Source organism: Oceanipulchritudo coccoides (assembly GCF_010500615.1).
GTDB classification, from domain to species: Bacteria; Verrucomicrobiota; Verrucomicrobiia; order Opitutales; family Oceanipulchritudinaceae; genus Oceanipulchritudo; species Oceanipulchritudo coccoides.
In genome coordinates this window covers 801048-819361 of sequence record NZ_JAAGNX010000002.1, presented here as the reverse complement: position 1 = coordinate 819361, position 18314 = coordinate 801048, and the positions used below count along the sequence as shown (strand labels likewise).

16 protein-coding genes and 1 tRNA gene are annotated in these 18314 nt (G+C 54.6%); 5 read left to right on the top strand and 12 right to left on the bottom strand.

The genetic code is table 11. The annotated features are described in order from the left end of the window. Positions 1-197: 197 nt before the first annotated feature. The 5 genes from G0Q06_RS09125 (at position 198) to G0Q06_RS09105 (ending at position 5815) form a co-directional block, all read left to right on the top strand. A complete protein-coding gene (locus tag G0Q06_RS09125; RefSeq protein ID WP_163964782.1) occupies positions 198-380 on the top strand; it encodes a hypothetical protein in 183 nt (60 codons plus the stop codon). Next, on the top strand, positions 371-1327 hold the full coding sequence (locus G0Q06_RS09120; RefSeq protein ID WP_163964780.1) for a permease: 957 nt from the start codon (positions 371-373) through the stop codon (positions 1325-1327). The genes G0Q06_RS09125 and G0Q06_RS09120 overlap by 10 nt, the downstream gene beginning before the upstream one ends. A 149-nt stretch (positions 1328-1476) precedes the next feature. After that, positions 1477-3378 carry a 2-oxoacid:acceptor oxidoreductase subunit alpha gene (locus tag G0Q06_RS09115; RefSeq protein ID WP_163964777.1) on the top strand — a complete coding sequence of 634 codons (1902 nt, stop codon included), beginning with the start codon at positions 1477-1479 and terminating at the stop codon, positions 3376-3378. Between the two features lie 2 nt (positions 3379-3380). Beyond that, positions 3381-4334 (top strand): thiamine pyrophosphate-dependent enzyme, encoded by a 954-nt coding sequence (locus G0Q06_RS09110; RefSeq protein WP_163964775.1) that lies wholly within the window; start codon positions 3381-3383, stop codon positions 4332-4334. Positions 4335-4348: 14 nt separating this feature from the next. Next, positions 4349-5815 (top strand): hypothetical protein, encoded by a 1467-nt coding sequence (locus G0Q06_RS09105; protein WP_163964772.1) that lies wholly within the window; start codon positions 4349-4351, stop codon positions 5813-5815. 36 nt (positions 5816-5851) lie between these two features. On the opposite strand, the gene G0Q06_RS09100 is transcribed toward G0Q06_RS09105, so the two are convergent. From G0Q06_RS09100 to argJ, 12 genes are all read right to left on the bottom strand, one after another. Further along, a complete protein-coding gene (locus tag G0Q06_RS09100; protein WP_163964770.1) occupies positions 5852-7030 on the bottom strand; it encodes an SUMF1/EgtB/PvdO family nonheme iron enzyme in 1179 nt (392 codons plus the stop codon). Between the two features lie 167 nt (positions 7031-7197). Continuing rightward, positions 7198-8616 (bottom strand): sulfatase-like hydrolase/transferase, encoded by a 1419-nt coding sequence (locus tag G0Q06_RS09095; RefSeq protein ID WP_163964755.1) that lies wholly within the window; start codon positions 8614-8616, stop codon positions 7198-7200. Positions 8617-8662: 46 nt separating this feature from the next. Next, positions 8663-9367 (bottom strand): TonB family protein, encoded by a 705-nt coding sequence (locus tag G0Q06_RS09090; RefSeq protein ID WP_163964752.1) that lies wholly within the window; start codon positions 9365-9367, stop codon positions 8663-8665. 137 nt (positions 9368-9504) lie between these two features. Then, positions 9505-10386: a hypothetical protein gene (locus tag G0Q06_RS09085; RefSeq protein ID WP_163964750.1), complete on the bottom strand. Its 882-nt coding sequence runs from the start codon at positions 10384-10386 to the stop codon at positions 9505-9507. A 163-nt stretch (positions 10387-10549) separates the two neighbouring features. Then, positions 10550-11524, bottom strand: a complete 975-nt coding sequence (locus tag G0Q06_RS09080) for an exostosin domain-containing protein (protein WP_163964747.1) — start codon at positions 11522-11524, stop codon at positions 10550-10552. 62 nt (positions 11525-11586) lie between these two features. Beyond that, positions 11587-12273, bottom strand: a complete 687-nt coding sequence (locus G0Q06_RS09075; RefSeq protein WP_163964744.1) for a Sir2 family NAD-dependent protein deacetylase — start codon at positions 12271-12273, stop codon at positions 11587-11589. A 302-nt stretch (positions 12274-12575) separates the two neighbouring features. Then, a tRNA-Leu gene (locus G0Q06_RS09070) sits at positions 12576-12660 on the bottom strand. Positions 12661-12724: 64 nt separating this feature from the next. Beyond that, entirely contained in the window at positions 12725-13978 is a 1254-nt protein-coding gene (locus G0Q06_RS09065) for an argininosuccinate synthase (protein ID WP_163964743.1), read from the bottom strand. 20 nt (positions 13979-13998) lie between these two features. Next, complete coding sequence (gene argF, locus G0Q06_RS09060) at positions 13999-14943, bottom strand: ornithine carbamoyltransferase (RefSeq protein ID WP_163964740.1); 945 nt, start codon at positions 14941-14943, stop codon at positions 13999-14001. Then, positions 14944-16173, bottom strand: coding sequence for an aspartate aminotransferase family protein (locus tag G0Q06_RS09055; RefSeq protein WP_163964737.1), 1230 nt, complete (start codon positions 16171-16173; stop codon positions 14944-14946). Positions 16174-16186: 13 nt separating this feature from the next. Next, positions 16187-17068, bottom strand: a complete 882-nt coding sequence (gene argB, locus G0Q06_RS09050; RefSeq protein ID WP_163964734.1) for an acetylglutamate kinase — start codon at positions 17066-17068, stop codon at positions 16187-16189. 1 nt (position 17069) lies between these two features. Beyond that, positions 17070-18308, bottom strand: coding sequence for a bifunctional glutamate N-acetyltransferase/amino-acid acetyltransferase ArgJ (gene argJ, locus G0Q06_RS09045; RefSeq protein ID WP_163964731.1), 1239 nt, complete (start codon positions 18306-18308; stop codon positions 17070-17072). Positions 18309-18314: the final 6 nt, after the last annotated feature.

The following is an 18314-nucleotide window of genomic DNA, read 5'->3' as shown; positions in this document are numbered from 1 at the left end:
GGCTGGAGCGGAATTGCCCCATACACAAATCGACGAACAGGTCCGGGCTTTATTCTCCAGACCGGAAAATTTATTCGTCCTCGTTGAATGCTGCCGCATCATTGATCATCCTGATCTCCAAATTGTGGGACTTCTTGATCGCTGAACTTCCCTCAGCCGCCTTGACTTAATCAAAGGGAAAATTTGTGATAGCGGATATGACAGCGACAAATCCGCAGACCACTTCCACCCATTCTCCCTCTGGCAAAAAGCCCAATGTCTTCCAGCGCCTCTGGCAAAAGCTGGACGCGAAGATGCAGGCAAAAGCAGAGGCCAGTGCAGGTAACTGCTGCTGCGATGACGGGAAGTCCGATAAGAAGGCGGGCGACAAATGCTGCTGAGCTTTGTTGACTGGCTGATCTACAGCCTCCTCGGCCTTGATCCAGGAGCTCATCATGTGCAGGCGCTCCACTTTTTCGTCTATGATGTCCTGAAGATCTTCTCACTGCTGACCGTCCTGATTTTCCTCATCGGAGTCATCCGGACCTACCTGCCGGAAAAAAAGCTGAAGGACTGGATGAGCCGCGGGGGACTCTTCGGAAATTTTGTCGCAGCCACATTCGGGGCCATCACGCCCTTTTGCTCCTGCTCCTCGATTCCACTCTTTATTGGTTTCCTGAAAGCTGGCGCGCCCCTTGGAGTGACCTTTTCCTTTCTGGTGACATCGCCACTCATCAACGAGTACCTCGTCATCCTAATGCTGGGGACTTTTGGTTGGAAAATAACCGGGCTGTACGTCCTGCTCGGCATGGTCATGGGGATTACCGCCGGAGCTGTGATTGGTCGCCTGAAGCTGGAAAGCCAGCTGGAGCATGATCTGGTGGATCCGTCCGGAGGGACAAACCAAGGAGAAGCTAATTTGGCTTTCAAGGACCGGCTCAAGTATGGCTGGGACGAAGCCTACTCCATCCTTGCGAAAATCTGGCTCTGGGTACTCCTCGGGGTTGGTGTGGGGGCGATCATCCATAATTACGTCCCACAGGAAAGTATCCATGCTGTCATGGAAAAAACAGGAATCCTTTCCGTCCCGATTGCCACATTCCTGGGGGTCCCGCTTTACGGGAGTTGCGCGGCGATTGTCCCGGTGGCCGTCGTGCTGTTCGAAAAAGGGATTCCGCTGGGAACAGCCCTCGCGTTCATGATGGCCATGGCGGCCCTGAGCCTGCCCGAAGCCATTATGCTCCGCCGTGTCATGAAGCTCTCGCTAATCGCTGTTTTCTTCGGTGTTACCACAGCGGCAATCATCATCTCGGGGTACGTCATGAACGCCGTCGTCGGTTGGCTTTGATACCAGTGGAAAAGAAATATATCCCAAGACCAAGTAAACCCTTGCCCCGTTAATTTTAATTGGCATCTTGGAGGCGCGGCGATCCGTGCCGGACGTCGGAAACAAATGCTCTTGTTTCAACAGTCAAAAAACCCCCATAATCAATAGCCATGAACGGCCCCCAAATTGTCCGTCTACCGGAACATATTGTTGAAATTGTCAGTGACGCCGGAGAAGGCGCCCAGAAGGCAGCAGTCAGCTTTGCCCAAGTCTGCGCCAAGGCCGGAAACGGCTTGTGGACAGTGGAAATTATTCCGTCGGAGATTCAACCGCCACCGCACACAACCGGCAGCGCCAGTGGCAACCGGATCCGGTTGGCCGAGCGCGGTAATGTGACCAATGTCGGCAACCTCGCCAATGTGGTCTTTGCCTTCAACGAAATGGCACTGCTTTCACGCCTGCAGGCGGAATCGGTCGCCCCGGATGCCCTCTTTCTCATAGATGACCAATGGGCCACGCATGATGTCGAAGCCTACCGGAAATCCTACCGCGAGGTCCTTGAACAGGTCCGGAAAGGAGGAGGAACGGTCATCGAGGTGCCGCTCGAGAAAGAGACCCAGAAGCATGTCGACGACACACGTCGTGGAAAGAACATGTTCGCGGTGGGAATGCTCTGTGCACTCTACAGCAAGGAACTGGAAATCCTCAGGGAGGTTGTGAGAAACGTTTTCAAGAAGAAGACCCGCAAAGTGGTCGACACGGCTGTCAAGCTGGCGACCGCCGGCTATGAGTACGGACTGGCGAATTTTGAGACCCGCTTTGAAATTCCTGCACTCCCGACGGATAAATCGATGGTCGCGATGAACGGCAACACCGCGCTGGCAATCGGGGCCGTGGCCGCAGGGTTTGATCTTTGTTCCATGTATCCAATCACGCCGGCGACTTCCGCCTCACACGTCCTGTCAGATATTTTCGAGGACTTTGGCGGCTTTGTCCATCAGGCCGAGGATGAAATCGCAGCCATTGGCGTTGCCCTTGGAGCATCGTACGCGGGCAAGACCGCGATCACGATTACCTCCGGTCCGGGGATGGCGCTCAAGACAGAATTCCAGGGACTCGCGGTGATGACCGAAACGCCGCTGGTCATTGTCGATGTCCAGCGCGGGGGACCGAGCACCGGGTTGCCCACGAAAATCGAACAAGGTGATCTGCTCCACTCCCTTTACGGCACACCCGGCGACGCCCCGAAGGTCGTCATGGCGGCGAGCACAATTGAAGAATGTTACTACATCCTCTCAACCGCCCGGAAGATCGCCGAGGAATTCCGTATGCTGGTGATTGTGCTTTCGGATGCCAACCTTGCCACCGGGCAGCAACTTTTTGTCAGGCCGGATGTATCGAAAACTCCACGACGTCCGCCGCTCGACTTAAGCCCCGTGGCAGACGATGCCCTCCCCTACGACTGGGATCCCGTCACCGGCCTTTCACAGCGCCTCATTCCGGGACAACCCGGCGGCATGGGCGTGATCACTTCACTCAACCACGACCGCAACGGCAAGGCCTGCTATGATTCGGAACGCAACCAACGGGGCCATCAGATGAGGAGCCGAAAATTGGCCGCCCTGCAGAAGAGTCTGCAGCCGCCAGCGATTCACGGTGCTGAGGAAGGCGATCTGTTGCTCATCGGCTGGGGAAGCACACGTGGGACAATAGAGGAGGCAGTCGACATGGCCCGCGCCGAGGGAAGCAATGTTTCCTCGGTCAATATCCAGTTTCTCAGCCCGCTTCCACCAGGATTGAAGAAGATTTTCTCGCGCTTCCAAAAAGTGATGACGGTGGAGCTCAACTACAGCGATGACTGGGATGATCCCCTCATCAACGCTGAAAGCCGACGCTACGGGCAGCTTGCATGGTTACTCCGCGCAGCAACGCTGATCGATATTGATTGCTATGCGAAGGTACCGGGAAGGCCGCTCATGCCGGTCGAGATTTATAACGAAATCCAGAAGCACCTTGAGGAAGGTGCCAAGCCGGGGAAGGAAAAGACCGCCGCACAAAAGGAAGGGAATTAATCATGGCCACGATCATTGAAGAATGTCTTGAAGAAACCTGCTCCATGGGGGCACACACACTTGAGGATTATGAATCCGAGATGCCGCGCTGGTGCAAGGGCTGTGGCGACCACGGCGTGCTGGCCGCGCTGCAGCGGGTCCTGCGGAAGAACAATATCGATCCGGAGAATGTCGTCTCGGTCTCCGGCATCGGATGCTCAAGCCGGCTCCCGCATTACATGAACACCTACGGATTCCATGGCATCCATGGACGCGCCTTGCCGATCTCCACGGGTGTCCGGCTTGCCCGCCCGGAACTGAAGGTGATTGTGACGATGGGCGATGGCGATTGCTTCAGTATCGGAGGCAACCACTGGCTCCACGCGATCCGTTACAATATTGATGCGGTTGTCCTGGTCTTGGACAATGAAGTCTACGCGCTGACCAAGATGCAGGTTTCCCCGACTTCTCCTGAGGGAACAAAAACCAACACGACACCGAAGGGCACTTACCTGCGCCCGATGAACCCGTTGAGTATCGTCGCGGGGATGACCAATGTCTCCTTCATTGCACAAAGCGCCACTTGGCTCCCGTCCCATCTGGATGAGACCATTGAAAAGGCGTGGGATCACAAGGGGCTCTCCTTTGTCCGCATCCTTCAGCGTTGTCCGGTCTTCATGCCGAGTGCCTTTGGCGAGGGCGGCCTGAATTACCCGGTCACCTTCCTCGAGAATGAAAGTGGCATTCCCGTTCATCCCGGACTGCTCAAGCGCGGGCCAAGCAAGCCGCACAACCACTTCGACCTGAATGACGCACAGCGCGTTGCGGCCACGGTCGACCCCGCCCCAATGGGCTTGATCTATCACAATCCGGAACTTCCCACCTATGAGGAAATCCGAGCCGGACGTTGCAAGCGCCCAGATCATGAAACCTTTATCAAGCGGCTCGACGGGGTCCTCGACCGGTTCGCAGTCTGATTGGAGAATCTAAAATGAATAGCCAAATCCGCCAACCGGTCACAGATGTCTGGCATCATCACTTGGGAACTCTTGAAGAGGCTCTGGATGAATCCATTCGCGGTCTCCAGAATCTTCTTCGACTCGATGAATATCATCGACATGGACATGAGCAACCGAAGCTCAAGGAATCCCTTGGTCCCTTCGGCTCATCGACCCTCGACCTGAGCGCCCTTTCAGATGTTCTTGGAAGCTCAGGCAGGCTCATTCCGAAGGAACGTCTCGAACGGATCAGCCAACTGCTGGATGACTTGCAGAAACTCCATAAGTACTGCCAGTCCACACCGAATAAATTGCCGTATGCCGATCTCGAGGAAGATGAGGCCGTTATTCACCAGAAAGCGGAAAAGCATCTCAATGAGATGGCCCGGATTTTTGCCAATCTCCGCATTGCCCAACTTGAGATTCATTCGAAATACAAGGATGCGGAGCATGGCCCCGTGTTCAAGGAATTCACTTGGCGCACCCTGAACCCCACCGAGTTGAGCGTCTGCCCGCCCTTTATCGTGAACGCCGAGATTGGGAGTGATAGTGGACCGGTCCTGCGCAAGATCATGTCGCTCCTTGAGAGCCGCAAACCGATCAAGGTCGTGGCCATGCGGTCAACCCTGAAAAAAACCTATTCCCCCACTTCCGACCCGAGCGTTCCCGCTACCCTCGCCATTGAAATGATTCCCGTCGCCATGCGCGGGGTTTATTTTCTCCAGAGCAGCGTGGCCGCGCACGATTTTCATAACCGGCTCTTTGAGGGGCTGACTTCGCCGCGCCCGACCCTGCTCTCCATCCTTGCCCAGAAGAAGGGAGAGGATGGACCCGTCTTTCAACTCAGGGCGCAAAAGGCCGTACGGTCACGGGCCTTTCCAGCAGTTGTTTATAATCCGGATGTCGCCCGCGGTTTTGTTACCTGCTTTAATCTCTCTGCCAATCCCGAGGGGCCGACCGATTTCAATTTTGCCCACTTTGCCGCAGAAGAAAAGGACTTTGCGAAAGAGTTCTCCATTCCGCCTGACGGGACTGATCCGCGCAACCTCGTTCCCGTGTCTGCCTATCTGGAACTGACAAGACGTCAGCGCATTGGCAAACTGCCATCAGTCACCATCACCGGGGAAGATGGATCCGAATCCACCCTGCTGGTTTCGCAGTCGATTGTCACCCAGATGTCCGACCAGATCCATCTCTGGAAAACCCTCCAGGAGCTTGCCGGGGTCGACAACCCGTTTGTCATGGATACAAAAGCCACCCTGACGGCGGAGTTTGGGGCCAAGCAGAAAGCACTCCTGGAACATCAGCAGGAAGAACTGAAGAAAGACAGTTCCCATCGCGAACAGGTCGCCGTGGCCTCAGCCGTGCAAAGGATTGTTTCTCACTTCACGGGTGTTGATGCCTCGGAGATTGATATCCAGAAACTGCTCGCGACTGTAGCGGAAAATCCAGGACAGTAGGTTATCCCATGGCACTGCGCTGAACCCACCCCGGGATCAAGGGACGACGGTCCGCACAGGGCGGAAGCCGGCATAATTGAATCCGAACTCAGGGGCAGAAAAGTTGCGATAGGCAGACCTGCACTCGAAAGCATTGAACAGGAGAATCCCATTGGTTATCGCCCCGCCGCGGAGAAGGCGTTGGCCAAAGCCGGAGGTAACGGGCCCGACCGGATCTGTCACGGGTCCGGTATCATACGAGTCGTAGAAATCCCAACACCACTCGAGGACATTCCCTGACGTATCATAGAGGCCCCACGCATTCGGCTGCTTTTCACCGATAGGATGTGTGCTAGTGTTTTCGTTTCCTCCATACCAGCCAATCAAGTCGAGGTTTGGATCGAGAGGCGATGTACCGGTGTGAGTAATCGGCCCACTGTAAAAGGCAGTCGTTGTTCCAGCCCGGCAGGCATACTCCCATTCCGCCTCAGTGGGCAGGCGATACCCATTATTATCAAATTCATACTGCGGGATGCCTCCACCCGTTCGATGAGTTTCACCTCCAAGAGTGTAGCATGGATCCAACCCGTGCAATTCACTCAGCAGATTGAGCCACTTCACGACATCATTCCATGAAACAAGCGTCACCGGATGCATGAACTCTTCGCTGAATCCATTTTGGCCAACCGGAAGCCCCGAAGTTCCATCAAATCCATTCTGGCCTACTGAAATATCCGTGTATCCCAATCCCAAAGCTGCACCCTGTGCGCGCACGGCATCCCACTGGGCCTTGGTGACTTCTGTTTGCTGGATGTAGAATGAGCGCGTCAAGGTCACCTCATGGGGAATCTCATCTGAATCACGTCCTGGCTCTGCGGGATCTGTAGGGCTTCCCATCGTAAATAAACCTGAAGAGACCAATGACATGGCGCCTGTGGTTTCAACCCTGAGGAAGATTTTCGGGTCAACTGCTTCCGTCCCCGGAGCAATTCCCGCCCAGGCGGCAAGGTCGTTACTGCGATCAAGAGAAACCTCCACAGATCCACTTCCGGTCGGAAAGGATTCGCTGATCGTGTCACTGATAAGCGGAACCCCACCACCCGTTGGTGTAAGGACCGTTCGAAATTGCACATTAGTCGCGCTTACCTCGACCAAACCGGGGCTAACCGGAAGCCAGGTTGTGCCATCTGTACTCATCTGAACCGCGGCATCCACGTTCGGCCAAGGTTGAGCCATAGCCGAGGTTCCACCAGCAATAGCCAATATAATCAAAATTATCGCGTGCAATTTTTTCATAGTACAAATCCCCACGGAAAATACCTAATTTTCAACGATCCGCCCTGCAACTCTATAATGTGCAGGCAGTTCGGAGTGAGTGTTCTCCCATGAAGACTGAAAAGGACTCAATCCTTCTTCTTGGCCTTGGCCTCCCGCGCACGCTTCAATCGATTCTGCCAAGCCTCGGTCTGGGAGAGTCCCAGAAAAACCGGTTCAATCAGCCCAGACTCCCATTCAAGGCGCACTTTGTCGATTTCATCGAAAACGTCCTTCTTGGTAACGATGAAATTAAAGCGCTCTTGGGGGTCGCGGTCGACATTGTAGAGGCCAAGGTATTTCTCCTTACCTGGAGGGATGACCATTTTGTAGTCACCCCTTCGGACCGCGTAGGCTCCCGCATCAAACTTGCGCAGGAAGACTGCCGCATGGGCGGGTTCCGGATTCTTCCCAGTCACATGAGGGACGAGGTTCACGCCGTCCAAAGGCTTTTCGGGATTAATCGGGGCATTAGCCAGATCGGCAATAGTGGCGAAAATATCGAGGGCACTGACCGGGTCGCGATAAGTCGTCCCCACGGGAAGCTGGCCCGTCCAGCGGAGAGCGAAGGGAACCCGCCAGCCGCCTTCCCAAACATCTGATTTCCATCCACGTAAAGGCGCGTTGCTGGAAGCATTGCTTTGAGGCCCGCCGTTGTCCGAGAGGAAGAATACGAGGGTGTTTTCATCGAGCCCATTGGCGGCAAGCGTTTCCAGCACACGGCCCACTCCATCATCCAAGGCACTGACCATGGCAGCATAGGTCCGGCGGTCTGGGTTTTCAATGCTGGGAAAGCGGGCAAGGTATTCTTCTGTCGCCTGCAGAGGGCCGTGCGGCGCATTGTAGGACAGGAAGAGGAAAAACGGCCTGTCACTGTTCTCCTCGATGAATTCCACCGCTGCATCAGAAAACGCATCCGTAAGATATTTGGTCGGCTTCACATGCTCGTGGTTGCGGAGAATCCAAGTCCGGTAACTTTCAATCTCGTTCCTTGCCTTGTAGCTATCCTTGATCGTGAGTTCCTCGGGAAAATATCTATGACCTCCGCCAAGGTGACCGTAAAAGAAGTCAAACCCTCGGTTGAGCGGATGCAGATCCGGATGCGCGCCAAGGTGCCACTTTCCGACGATACCGGATGTGTAGCCAACCTTCTGAAGGGCAGAGGCAATCGTATCCTCGCTCAACGGCAGTCCCATGTTCGAATCTTCAGTCTTGTATTGCGGATTTCGCTCGAAGCCAAAGCGTTGCGGATAACGGCCGCTCATGAAACCAGCCCGGCTCGGTCCACAAACAGGATAAGTGACATAAGCGCTGGTGAACTGAACGCCCTGATCAGCGATCTTGTCGATATGCGGGGTTGGGATTTCGGTGCCTCCATTGAATCCGACATCCGCGTAACCAAGGTCATCGGCAAGGATCACGACCAGATTAGGCGGGCTCTCGCTAGCACCGCTGATGTAATGAGTGAAGGCCAGGAAAAGCGCGGTAATGAGAATTGGATATTTCATTTTGATTTGGATTGTAAGGGGTTGTCTCGGCTGGCTAGGACCGGAATTAATTTTCAGGATCGGCATCTTCCGAGCAGAGGAGCTTTACTTTCTGCTTAAGGTAAATGGGCTTGCCGTTCAGCTTGGGTCTGCTGAAGCGCAACTGGGACAGGTGCATGATGGCGGGTAAAGCGAGCTCCTTGTTCTTGATGTTAATAATCTCAGGATTCAAGGCATACCCGTCCGGGGAAAGTATGCAGAAGATGACAATTTCCTCGCTGATGCCACTGCCCTTTAATTCCTCCGGATAAGGGATTTCTTTACCGAGCTTGCCCTGAAGGGAGAAGTATTTCTTCACGTCGCTCCACTCGTAAATTTTGTCTGTCATGGAATCGATGTCCACGAATACATCCCGCCCAGCGAGGGCATTGACCCGGTCCTTGATCGACAACTTGAAAAGGACAGGAATAACCACGGTCTGGGAAACCGCTTTGCCATCCTTCATCGCCGGGCTGAATTTCCAGCCTTTGACAGCTTCAAGTGCAGCCTCCCCAAATGCATCATGGGTGGCGGAGACAATCGAAGATTCCGAGACATCACCTTCGGTATCAATGGTCGCACGGATTTTAACGACACCGTCTTCGCCGCTGAACCTGAGCTCCTCAGGGTAAGTGGGCTGGTTACCATCGAGTAAACGGAGTCCGGTTGTCTCGGCACCCAGCGTGAGTACGACCATAGAGACAAGCAGGGTAAAAAGGATTGATTTCTTCATGCTCATTTTAGGGTTAAGGATTAGCAAAGGCCTGCTGACATCCTACCACAATTATCCACCCAACTGGGAGGGATATTGTCCCAGAGTAGCAGAAGATTTGTCTCAATCGTCTGGAAAACCCAATCCCGGCCGTTTCCTTATGGAGTATCCGACAAGCGATAAAAGACGGACGGGCTGATTGCCGGGTTCACATCCACAAACCAGAATCCGTTCACCCGATCTGTCGGGGCCGGAACCGGCAGGTTTCCCCAGTTGGTATCGAGGGAGGTGTTTTCCTGCAGGATCCAGTTCGGGCTTGGAGTCGGCCAGGTCAGCCGGAATCCACCAAGGGGATTCTCGGATATAAAGACCTGATCGGGATTCAGGACCGTGTCCGGATCATTCTCATCATACAGGTTGTCCCCGTCATTATCCAATCCCTTAGAGTCTGCGTCATTGGCTGAATCTTCATTCACACTTGGGTCTACCGGGGATCCACCCAGGCTCACGTCGCCCGTTCGCAAGTAATAATGAACCGTATTGCCTAAACCCGGATCAATGACGTTTTCCGGATAGGGTTCGATGGTGTCAGGGTGGCATCCAGCACAGAGTGAAACTCCGTTGACAGCATGGTGCTTCCGCAACCCGTAACCGCTGTTCTTCGCTTTGCCATTTGTGGGAAGCTCGTTGTAATTACTCTGAACCGTTTCCCCATAGTCGCGCCCGTGACAGCCCATGCAGCCCAACTCATCGCCTTCACTCCACATGATCAGGGGGTTGTCCCGACCATCCCCCGTATGGCAAAAAGAGCAGGATCCGGTCACATTGTCGGGATTTCCGGTGTGGAGATCGTGAAGCGTATCCGATCTTCCTCCGGTAAAGCCGGGATGGCACGTCGAGCAATAGCCCAAATCATCCTGAGCCGGATCATGATAGCTCTCGTAAGCGAGCAGACCAATCGGCTGAAACAGCAGGCCGGCAATAGCGGCCATGGAAAAGAGAATACTTTGGGGGCGGGGATTTAGGGGACGTACTTTCATGGTCATTTGAATAATTGTCCCGGAACTTCGGAGCAACGGCAGAAAGCCCTTTGAGGTATCAAAGAAAAGTTTATGGGGTGTTTAATCAGTACTTATTCAATAGGCTTACCCAGTCAGCCCGGCCGGAATCTTTGGTTTCCGGATCGCTGATTGGAACCGGGATTCAAGGCAATAGAATCCCGCGAATCCAGTCCCTGAAATCCACCAGGAGAAAATAAAGGTCCCAGAATACTCCAACGACTCGGTGTTTACCCCAGCGAACCAAGCGCCCGGAAACACCTGTCTTTCCGCGAACAGATATTTCTCTCAGTTGCTCAAGAATCCTCCGGGGCATGCTTTCAGGCGAGAAATGGGATTCATAGGCCGCCCTGGCCAGATGGCCCATTTCCCCGGCGCGGTGTTGCTCCCTTTCAAGGATAGCCGGAATGTCCTCAATCCGGTTCTCAGGAACTCGCAGCAGGAATGTTTCCCAATCCGGTCCATCTGGCAAAACCAGATCGTCTGAAATCAGTACGGGAGCAACCCCCATCCTCATCGACTCAAAGAGGCGGATGCAATTTGCCCCCTTCCCCCTCGGACAGATTGAAAACGAGGCTTGTCGGATTTGCTCCACATAAGCGGACTGTGCGTCCTCGGGCCGGGAGGGGGACCAGTGGTTGTATACCTCGGAGGTGTCCTGCACGATGGCGTTTGGAAAGCCCTCTAAGAATCTCAGCACCCTGTCCCTGACCGGATGGGAGTTTCTTCCGGAAAAACAGAACAGGTAGGACTTCTCACGGGGCAGGTGGTTCTTGCAAAAGCGATTGCCTCCGGTTTCGGCAAGGTACTCGAAATATCCATGGCTGGCTGTCATACCCGGCACGTGGATCTTACGGGTGAGGTTCACATAGAGCCCCGGAAGCACCGGCACCCCGGCATCTCCCTGCGAATACATGACCGTCCTCGGCGATAGCAAAAAACCCCACGGAAGTTCCCGGATGATTCGCTCGTCATACGAGTCAAAGACCAGAATCAAATCCGCTTCCTCCGGCCGATCCAGCACCTCGATGCCGTCGGGCAGGTTGGCAAGAAACGAACGACAACACCTCTGGCTGAATTCGCAGGTCCTGCTTTGTACCGGATGGAGCCCTAATTCCATTGATCAAAAACGTATTTTGGGAACTGAACAACGGCAAGCCCTCATCAGCGAGAGGTGCACCCTCATTCCGGAATCAGCTCCTTAAGCAACTCGTTCATTCCTTCCGTAGCCTTTTTCTGGATACAGTCCCATCCGCCCAAGGGGATACTCCCGGGAATGCATGGATCGATGACAAACCTACGGCAATCCAGGGGCGCATGGTGGATTAAACTGGCCGCCGGATAGACCACAAGAGAGGTCCCAATCACAATGAGGATGTCGGCCATCTCAACAATGCCAGCTGCCTCGGCAATCGCGGGCACCTCTTCCCCGAACCAGACAACATCCGGGCGTAACTGATTACCGGCGGGATCAAGGTCTCCAAGGAAGATATCCTTTTGCCCGAGATGAACCCGGTATCCGGGATCCTGACTGCTTCGGGCACGTAGCAGCTCACCGTGCAAATGCAGCACCTTGCTGGATCCGGCCCGCTCGTGGAGATCATCCACATTCTGGGTAATGACCATCACATCAAAATGCGTCTCCAGTCGGGCAATGGCATGATGGGCCTTGTTGGGGTCCGCCTCCCGCACCGCCTTTCGACGCATGTTGTAAAACCGCAGGACAAGCTCAGGATCCCGCTCAAAGGCCTCCGGCGTGGCCACTTCCTCCAGCTTGTAGCCCTCCCACAAACCGCCACTTCCGCGAAAGGTTTGGATCCCGCTTTCCTCCGATACGCCGGATCCGGATAAAATGACACACCTCTTCATGGGCTTTCAGGATGATGATTAAGAAAGGATCTGGCTATGAAATAGAGACGCCTGCAAAGCGAATCACTCCCGTCAACAAGCCAGAGGCCCGTAAGACATAATGGTCATAAGATATGTCACAGGCGTCCTCGCCTGGACTGGTGGCCCACTATAAACATAACAACCGGCCAGAGGCCTGTTACACATCATGAACCATCAAAAATATACGCCGTCCCCACTTTCTGTTCTAGACCCCTCTTTTACTGTAGACTCAATGTAGGATGGCCTGCCATGAGCGACCCCGCGCCAGCGGGGGAGTCGAATGGTACCCGGGGTGGGGGTCGAACCCACACTCCTTGCGGAACCGGATTTTGAGTCCGGCGCGTCTGCCAATTCCGCCACCCGGGCAAAAGGGAAAGATAGAAGAGAGAAAGGAGAACGGCTCAGGGCAAGCAAATTCCTGCGGGAAAGCCTACTCGCGGACGAGCTTTGGATCAGGGCCGGCGTCGGGGATTCCCTGTGCCTTGGCGCGGGCACGGAGGCGCAGGCCCTGAAGACGGATAAATCCGGTGGCGTCATCGGGGTTGTAATCGCTCAGGACGCCCTCCATGGAGGCGATATTCTCGTCATAAAGGGAATTGGGGGACTTGCGTCCAACGGTGGTGATATTGCCCTTGTAGAGCTTCAGGCGGATAATCCCGGAGACACATTCCTGGCTCTTGTCGAAGAAGGCCTGGAGAGCCTCGCGCTCGGGAGCGTACCAGAAGCCGTTATAAACAAGCTCGCTGTACTTGGGAATAAGGCTGTCGCGGAGGTGCTCAAGGTCACGGTCAAGGGTGAGGGTCTCCATCTGCTTGCGGGCGTGGAGAAGGATCGTCCCACCCGGGGTCTCGTAGACACCGCGGCTTTTCATGCCGACAAAGCGATTTTCAACAATATCCACGCGTCCGATGCCGTGCTTGCCAGCCAACTTGTTCAAGGTCATGAGGGCTTCGCCAGGGGAAAGCTTGTCCCCATTGACAGCCACACAGTCGCCCTTCTCGAATTCCAGTTCGACATATTCCTCCTCATCCGGTGCATCGACCGGATCGACGGTCAACTTGAACATATCCTTGTTCTCCTTAGTCGTCGGATCAAACCATGGATCCTCCAGGATACCGGCCTCGTAGGAAATATGGAGCAGGTTGCGATCCATCGAGTACGGCTTGCTGGCAGATGCCTCGACATTGATATTCTGTTCCCGGCAATACTCGATCATTTCCGTACGGCCCGGGAATTGCTTACGAAATTCCGCCATGCGCCATGGAGAGATAATTTTCAGGTCCGGGGCGAGGGCGGCATAGGTCAGCTCAAAGCGGACTTGGTCGTTCCCCTTCCCTGTCGCACCGTGGGCCACGGCATCAGCGCCCTCCTTGCGGGCAATGGCGATGTGAGCCTTTGCAATCAACGGGCGGGCAATGGAGGTCCCGAGATAATACTGGTTCTCGTAGAGGGCGTTTCCGCGCATCATCGGGTAGATAAAATCGGAGGCAAACTCCTCTACCAGATTCACCGTGTAATGCGCGCTGGCTCCAGTGGCCTTGGCCTTTTCGGCAAGGCCGTCCAGTTCCTCTTCCTGACCGACATCGGCCGCAAAGGTAATGATCTCAGCATTGTAGTGCTGTTTCAGCCAACTCACGAGAACGGAGGTGTCGAGGCCCCCGGAATATGCCAATACGATTTTCATAAGCAGATTGATTTAGTGGATTATCGGGCGCCTAGGAAGGAAAGAATCGCCTTTTGTGCGTGCAAGCGGTTTTCCGCCTCATCAAAGACAATGCTCTGGGCACTTTTGTAGACTTCGGAAGATACCTCCTCACCCTCATGGGCCGGTAGACAATGCAGAAAGAAGGCATCCGGCTTGGCCGCCCCCATGACGGAAGCATTCACCTGATAAGGCGCCATCTCCTGCAGGCGCTGCTCCCGCTCATCCTCGTCACCCATGCTCACCCAGACATCCGTGTAAACTGCGTCGGCGGCCTTTGCGGCAGCCAGCACATCGCTCGTAAAGGTGTAGGTCTGCTCGAGTCCTGCCTCTTTCAGGAGATCATTGACGAACGGCTTTGGGGCAAATTTTTCGGGACCGCAAAGGACAATCTCCATTCCTGCAAGCGCACCTCCAAGGATCCAGGAATGGGCCATGTTGGAAGCACAATCGCCAAAGAAGACGAGCTTTCTCCCCTTCAGCGAATCCAACAGCGACCCAGGCTCACCCCACCGCTCCGCAAGCGTGAGCAGGTCGGAAACAATCTGGCATGGATGGAGGGCATCAGTCAGTGCATTGACGACAGGGATGGATCCGAAGTGGGCGATATCCTCAATAAACTGGTGCTCGAAGGTCCGGATAATGATGCCGTGAATATAACGTGACAGGACCTTGGCTGTATCCTCGACGGTCTCGCCTCGTCCAGTTTGCATGCTGTTCTGATCGAGGATCATCGTATGCCCTCCAAGCTCATGGATCCCCACTTCAAAGGAGATACGCGTCCGCGTGGATGACTTATGAAAAAGGAGGGCCCATGTCTGCCCATCCAACGGCTTTGTTGATGGGTCTCCCCGGTTCGCCTTGAACCGGGCCGCCAACTCCAGCACTTCTCCCAGCTGCGCTTGGGACAAGTCGGTTGTTTTTAAAAAGGAAGATAACTGAGTCATTTATGTGTGTGTTCCAAAAGTTAAATCGAGTATTTCAACTGCCGTATCCAAATCCTGAATACTGACATTCAAAGGTGGCATCAGCCGGATAGCATCCGTACCGCCACGGACAACAAGAAGGCCGTTTTCACGAAGACGACCCACCCACGGCAGAGGATCCCCGTTCACGACAAGGGCGGCATGGTAGCCCATGCCACGAAAGCCGGAAAGGTGTTGGGGATGCTTTTCGACAAGCTTCTTGAGGGCGGAATGCCAGGCAACACTGCGCTCGGTCACCTGCTCCAGCAACTGTTCCTCCTCCATCACGTCCATGACGGCAAGGGCCGCCGTGCAAGCAAGGGGATTTCCGCCGTAAGTGGTGCCATGGGAACCCGGGGTGAACAATCCCGCATACGCGTCAGCCACCCAACCTGCACCGATCGGAAAGCCCCCGCCAAGTCCCTTGGCCATACCGATGGCATCGGGTTGAATGCCCGCGTGCTCGTATGCAAAGAATCTACCAGTACGGCCGATTCCACACTGGACCTCGTCGATCAAAAGAAGAATTCCCTTTTCATTACAGAGCTCACGGATTCCCAGAAGGAATTCTGTAGTGGCTGGATGGATACCACCCTCCCCTTGTATGGTTTCAAGCATGATGGCTGCCACGGACTCATCGACCATGGAACGAAAACTCTCCAGGTTGTTGAACTCAGCATGCAGGAAGCCGTCGAGCAAGGGACCAAACCCATCCTGCACCTTGGCTTGTGGCGTAGCGCTCATTCCTCCGAATGTCCGGCCATGGAAGGCGTTCTTTGCCGTTATAACCTTGTAGCAATGGCCTTCTTCTCCCCCACTCTTAGCCCGTCCATGCAAGCGAGCCAGCTTGATGAGAAACTCGTTGGCTTCCGCCCCGCTGTTACAGAAAAAGACTTTGCCCGGTCCTGCTCTTTCACAAAGACGCTGCGCTAGCTGTCCCTGCTGCGCCACATTGAACAAGTTACTCACGTGTACCAGCTTGCCCAACTGTTCGCTCACCCGTTCCACCCAGACCGGATGGCCATGCCCGAGCGTATTGACAGCGATACCCGTGCTGAAATCAAGATAGCGGCGATTCTCGGCATCCCAAAGCATACTTCCCTCTCCCTTGACGAGCGTGAAGGGCGCAGGGCCATAATTCTTCAAGACATGCGAATCATAAAGCGCGGCTGTTTTCTTGGAAGTAATTTTTGATGACGTTCTGGAGCTCATTTTAATTCCTTTCTCAGGAGGCATGGACAATTTCCGTTCCAACACCCTTGTCGGTGAATATTTCAAGCAGGATACTGTGCGGCATGGTCCCGTCGATCAAGTGGACGCGGTGCACTCCGCTGGTCAGCGCGTTGATAGCGCTCTCCACCTTCGGAAGCATTCCTGTTCCAATAATCCCTTCGGCCTTCATCGCCGGTACTTCCTCCTGCGAGATGCTTGAAATCAGCGATGAAGGATCATCCTTGTCCCGCAGCAATCCGGGCACGTCGCATAGGTAAACCAGTCGGCGTGCGCCAATTGCCGCGGCCAGGTGTGCCGCCGCCGTGTCAGCGTTGGTGTTATAAAGTTGTCCCTCTGCATCCCTTCCAATCGGGGAAACAATCGGCATGTAGTCCTGTTCCAGATACCGCTTTAAGCGGGATGATTCAACGCTTGTAATACTGCCGACGTAGCCCAGATCGACTGGGTTCCCGTCTGAATCCTCTTCAAGGCGCTTGCAGCGAAATACATCCTGGCCTTTTACAGCGATCGGATGGCCCTTCTGGATCTGGATATTTTCACAGACCGATAAGTTGATGTTCTCGTTAAGGGTCTTCTCGACAATTTGGACCGTCCTTTCGTCCGTGTAGCGCAATCCGTTTTTCCAGACCGGCTCAATCAACGCCTCGGACATGGCCTTGTTGATTGCTGGCCCGCCCCCATGGACGACAATTACATGAATCCCGACCGTCGCCAGGAAGACAAGGTCGGTCGCGACCCCGATACGCGCCCGTTCGGTGTCCATGAAGGACCCGCCAAACTTAACAACAAAGGTGCTGCCTTTGAAGGTCTGGATATACGGAAGTGCCTCGAGCAGCACCTCGGTCTTCGCCTGTATGTTTATGTCAACCGGCATCTTATTCGGATTTATTGAAGTTTACATAGCCCTCCGTCAGGTCCGTCGACCAGACCCGGCAGGATGCGTTGCCCTGGCCGAGATTGAACAGGATGCTGAACGTCTTGGCGGAAACAACCTCCTTCCAGAGGGGCTTGTTTTCATGGAAAGTACGACCCTTCGAGAATACGGCCACCGGCTCCTTGACCGCGTTGGCATATTGGAGCTCCACCGTCTCCTCGGAAACCTGGGCGCCACTATACCCAAGGGCATCCATTAACCGGCCCCAGTTCGGATCATTGCCGTACCAGGAGGATTTCACCAGAAGGGAGTTGGCAATGGCCCGTGCAGCCATGTTGGCCTCTTTTTCCGTGGCCGCTCCTTCAATGGAAATTTCCACGACTTTTGTGATTTTTTCGCCATCCCCGACAATCTTCATCGCCAGCGTGTGACAAACATAAGCCACCGCCTTTTTGAAAGCCTGCCAATCCGCGCTTTTGGGAGATAATTCCACCCCGCTGATCCCGTTGGCAAGGAACAGGGCCGTGTCATTGGTGCTTTCATCTCCATCCACCGTAACAGCGTTGAAGGAAGCATCCACAGCCTCGCTCAGGACCGCCTGGAGGTCAGTTGCACCAACTTGTCCATCCGTACAGATAAAAGCCAGCATCGTGGCCATGTTCGGCTCAATCATTCCGGCACCCTTTGCCATCCCAGAAATCCGGACAGTTCCCCGCGAGGTCGGCACCTCGACTGAAACAAGCTTACTATATGTGTCGGAAGTCAGGATCGCCTCTGCAGCTTTCAGACCATCTGCGCTATTCGTACCAAGCGTGATTTTGCCGTCTGTGAGACCTTTGGCAATCTGATCCATGGGAAGGCGCTCACCAATCCGGCCTGTGGAACAGACAAAAACCTCCTCCGGCTTGAAGCCAAGCTCAGCAGCTGCCAATTCCCGCATCTTCAAGGCATCGACAAGGCCTTCAGGGCCCGTACAGGCGTTGGCATTACCGCTGTTGGCGACAAAACCACGAGCAGCAATTCCTGAAGCCAGTTGCTCACGTCCAAGCCGGACGGGCGCGGCCGCCATCTTGTTTTGAGTGAATACGCCCGCCACGGTGCATGGGGTTTCCGATACGACCAGAGCCAAATCCAGTCGGCCATCAGCTTTGTTGCGAATATCACAATGCACGCCAGTAGCCAAAAAGCCCGGCGTGTCCACAAGACCCGATGTTTCCTCAATGATTTGAAAGTCGTCCACAGATTT

What these genes read in the sequence shown, in the direction of transcription:
- G0Q06_RS09125 (WP_163964782.1), top strand. Translation starts at nt 198, where the DNA reads ATGACAGCGACAAATCCGCAGACCACTTCCACCCATTCTCCCTCTGGC.
- G0Q06_RS09120 (WP_163964780.1), top strand. Translation starts at nt 371, where the DNA reads ATGCTGCTGAGCTTTGTTGACTGGCTGATCTACAGCCTCCTCGGCCTT.
- G0Q06_RS09115 (WP_163964777.1), top strand. Translation starts at nt 1,477, where the DNA reads ATGAACGGCCCCCAAATTGTCCGTCTACCGGAACATATTGTTGAAATT.
- G0Q06_RS09110 (WP_163964775.1), top strand. Translation starts at nt 3,381, where the DNA reads ATGGCCACGATCATTGAAGAATGTCTTGAAGAAACCTGCTCCATGGGG.
- G0Q06_RS09105 (WP_163964772.1), top strand. Translation starts at nt 4,349, where the DNA reads ATGAATAGCCAAATCCGCCAACCGGTCACAGATGTCTGGCATCATCAC.
- G0Q06_RS09100 (WP_163964770.1), bottom strand. Translation starts at nt 7,030, where the DNA reads ATGGCTCAACCTTGGCCGAACGTGGATGCCGCGGTTCAGATGAGTACA.
- G0Q06_RS09095 (WP_163964755.1), bottom strand. Translation starts at nt 8,616, where the DNA reads ATGAAATATCCAATTCTCATTACCGCGCTTTTCCTGGCCTTCACTCAT.
- G0Q06_RS09090 (WP_163964752.1), bottom strand. Translation starts at nt 9,367, where the DNA reads ATGAAGAAATCAATCCTTTTTACCCTGCTTGTCTCTATGGTCGTACTC.
- G0Q06_RS09085 (WP_163964750.1), bottom strand. Translation starts at nt 10,386, where the DNA reads ATGAAAGTACGTCCCCTAAATCCCCGCCCCCAAAGTATTCTCTTTTCC.
- G0Q06_RS09080 (WP_163964747.1), bottom strand. Translation starts at nt 11,524, where the DNA reads ATGGAATTAGGGCTCCATCCGGTACAAAGCAGGACCTGCGAATTCAGC.
- G0Q06_RS09075 (WP_163964744.1), bottom strand. Translation starts at nt 12,273, where the DNA reads ATGAAGAGGTGTGTCATTTTATCCGGATCCGGCGTATCGGAGGAAAGC.
- G0Q06_RS09065 (WP_163964743.1), bottom strand. Translation starts at nt 13,978, where the DNA reads ATGAAAATCGTATTGGCATATTCCGGGGGCCTCGACACCTCCGTTCTC.
- argF (WP_163964740.1), bottom strand. Translation starts at nt 14,943, where the DNA reads ATGACTCAGTTATCTTCCTTTTTAAAAACAACCGACTTGTCCCAAGCG.
- G0Q06_RS09055 (WP_163964737.1), bottom strand. Translation starts at nt 16,173, where the DNA reads ATGAGCTCCAGAACGTCATCAAAAATTACTTCCAAGAAAACAGCCGCG.
- argB (WP_163964734.1), bottom strand. Translation starts at nt 17,068, where the DNA reads ATGCCGGTTGACATAAACATACAGGCGAAGACCGAGGTGCTGCTCGAG.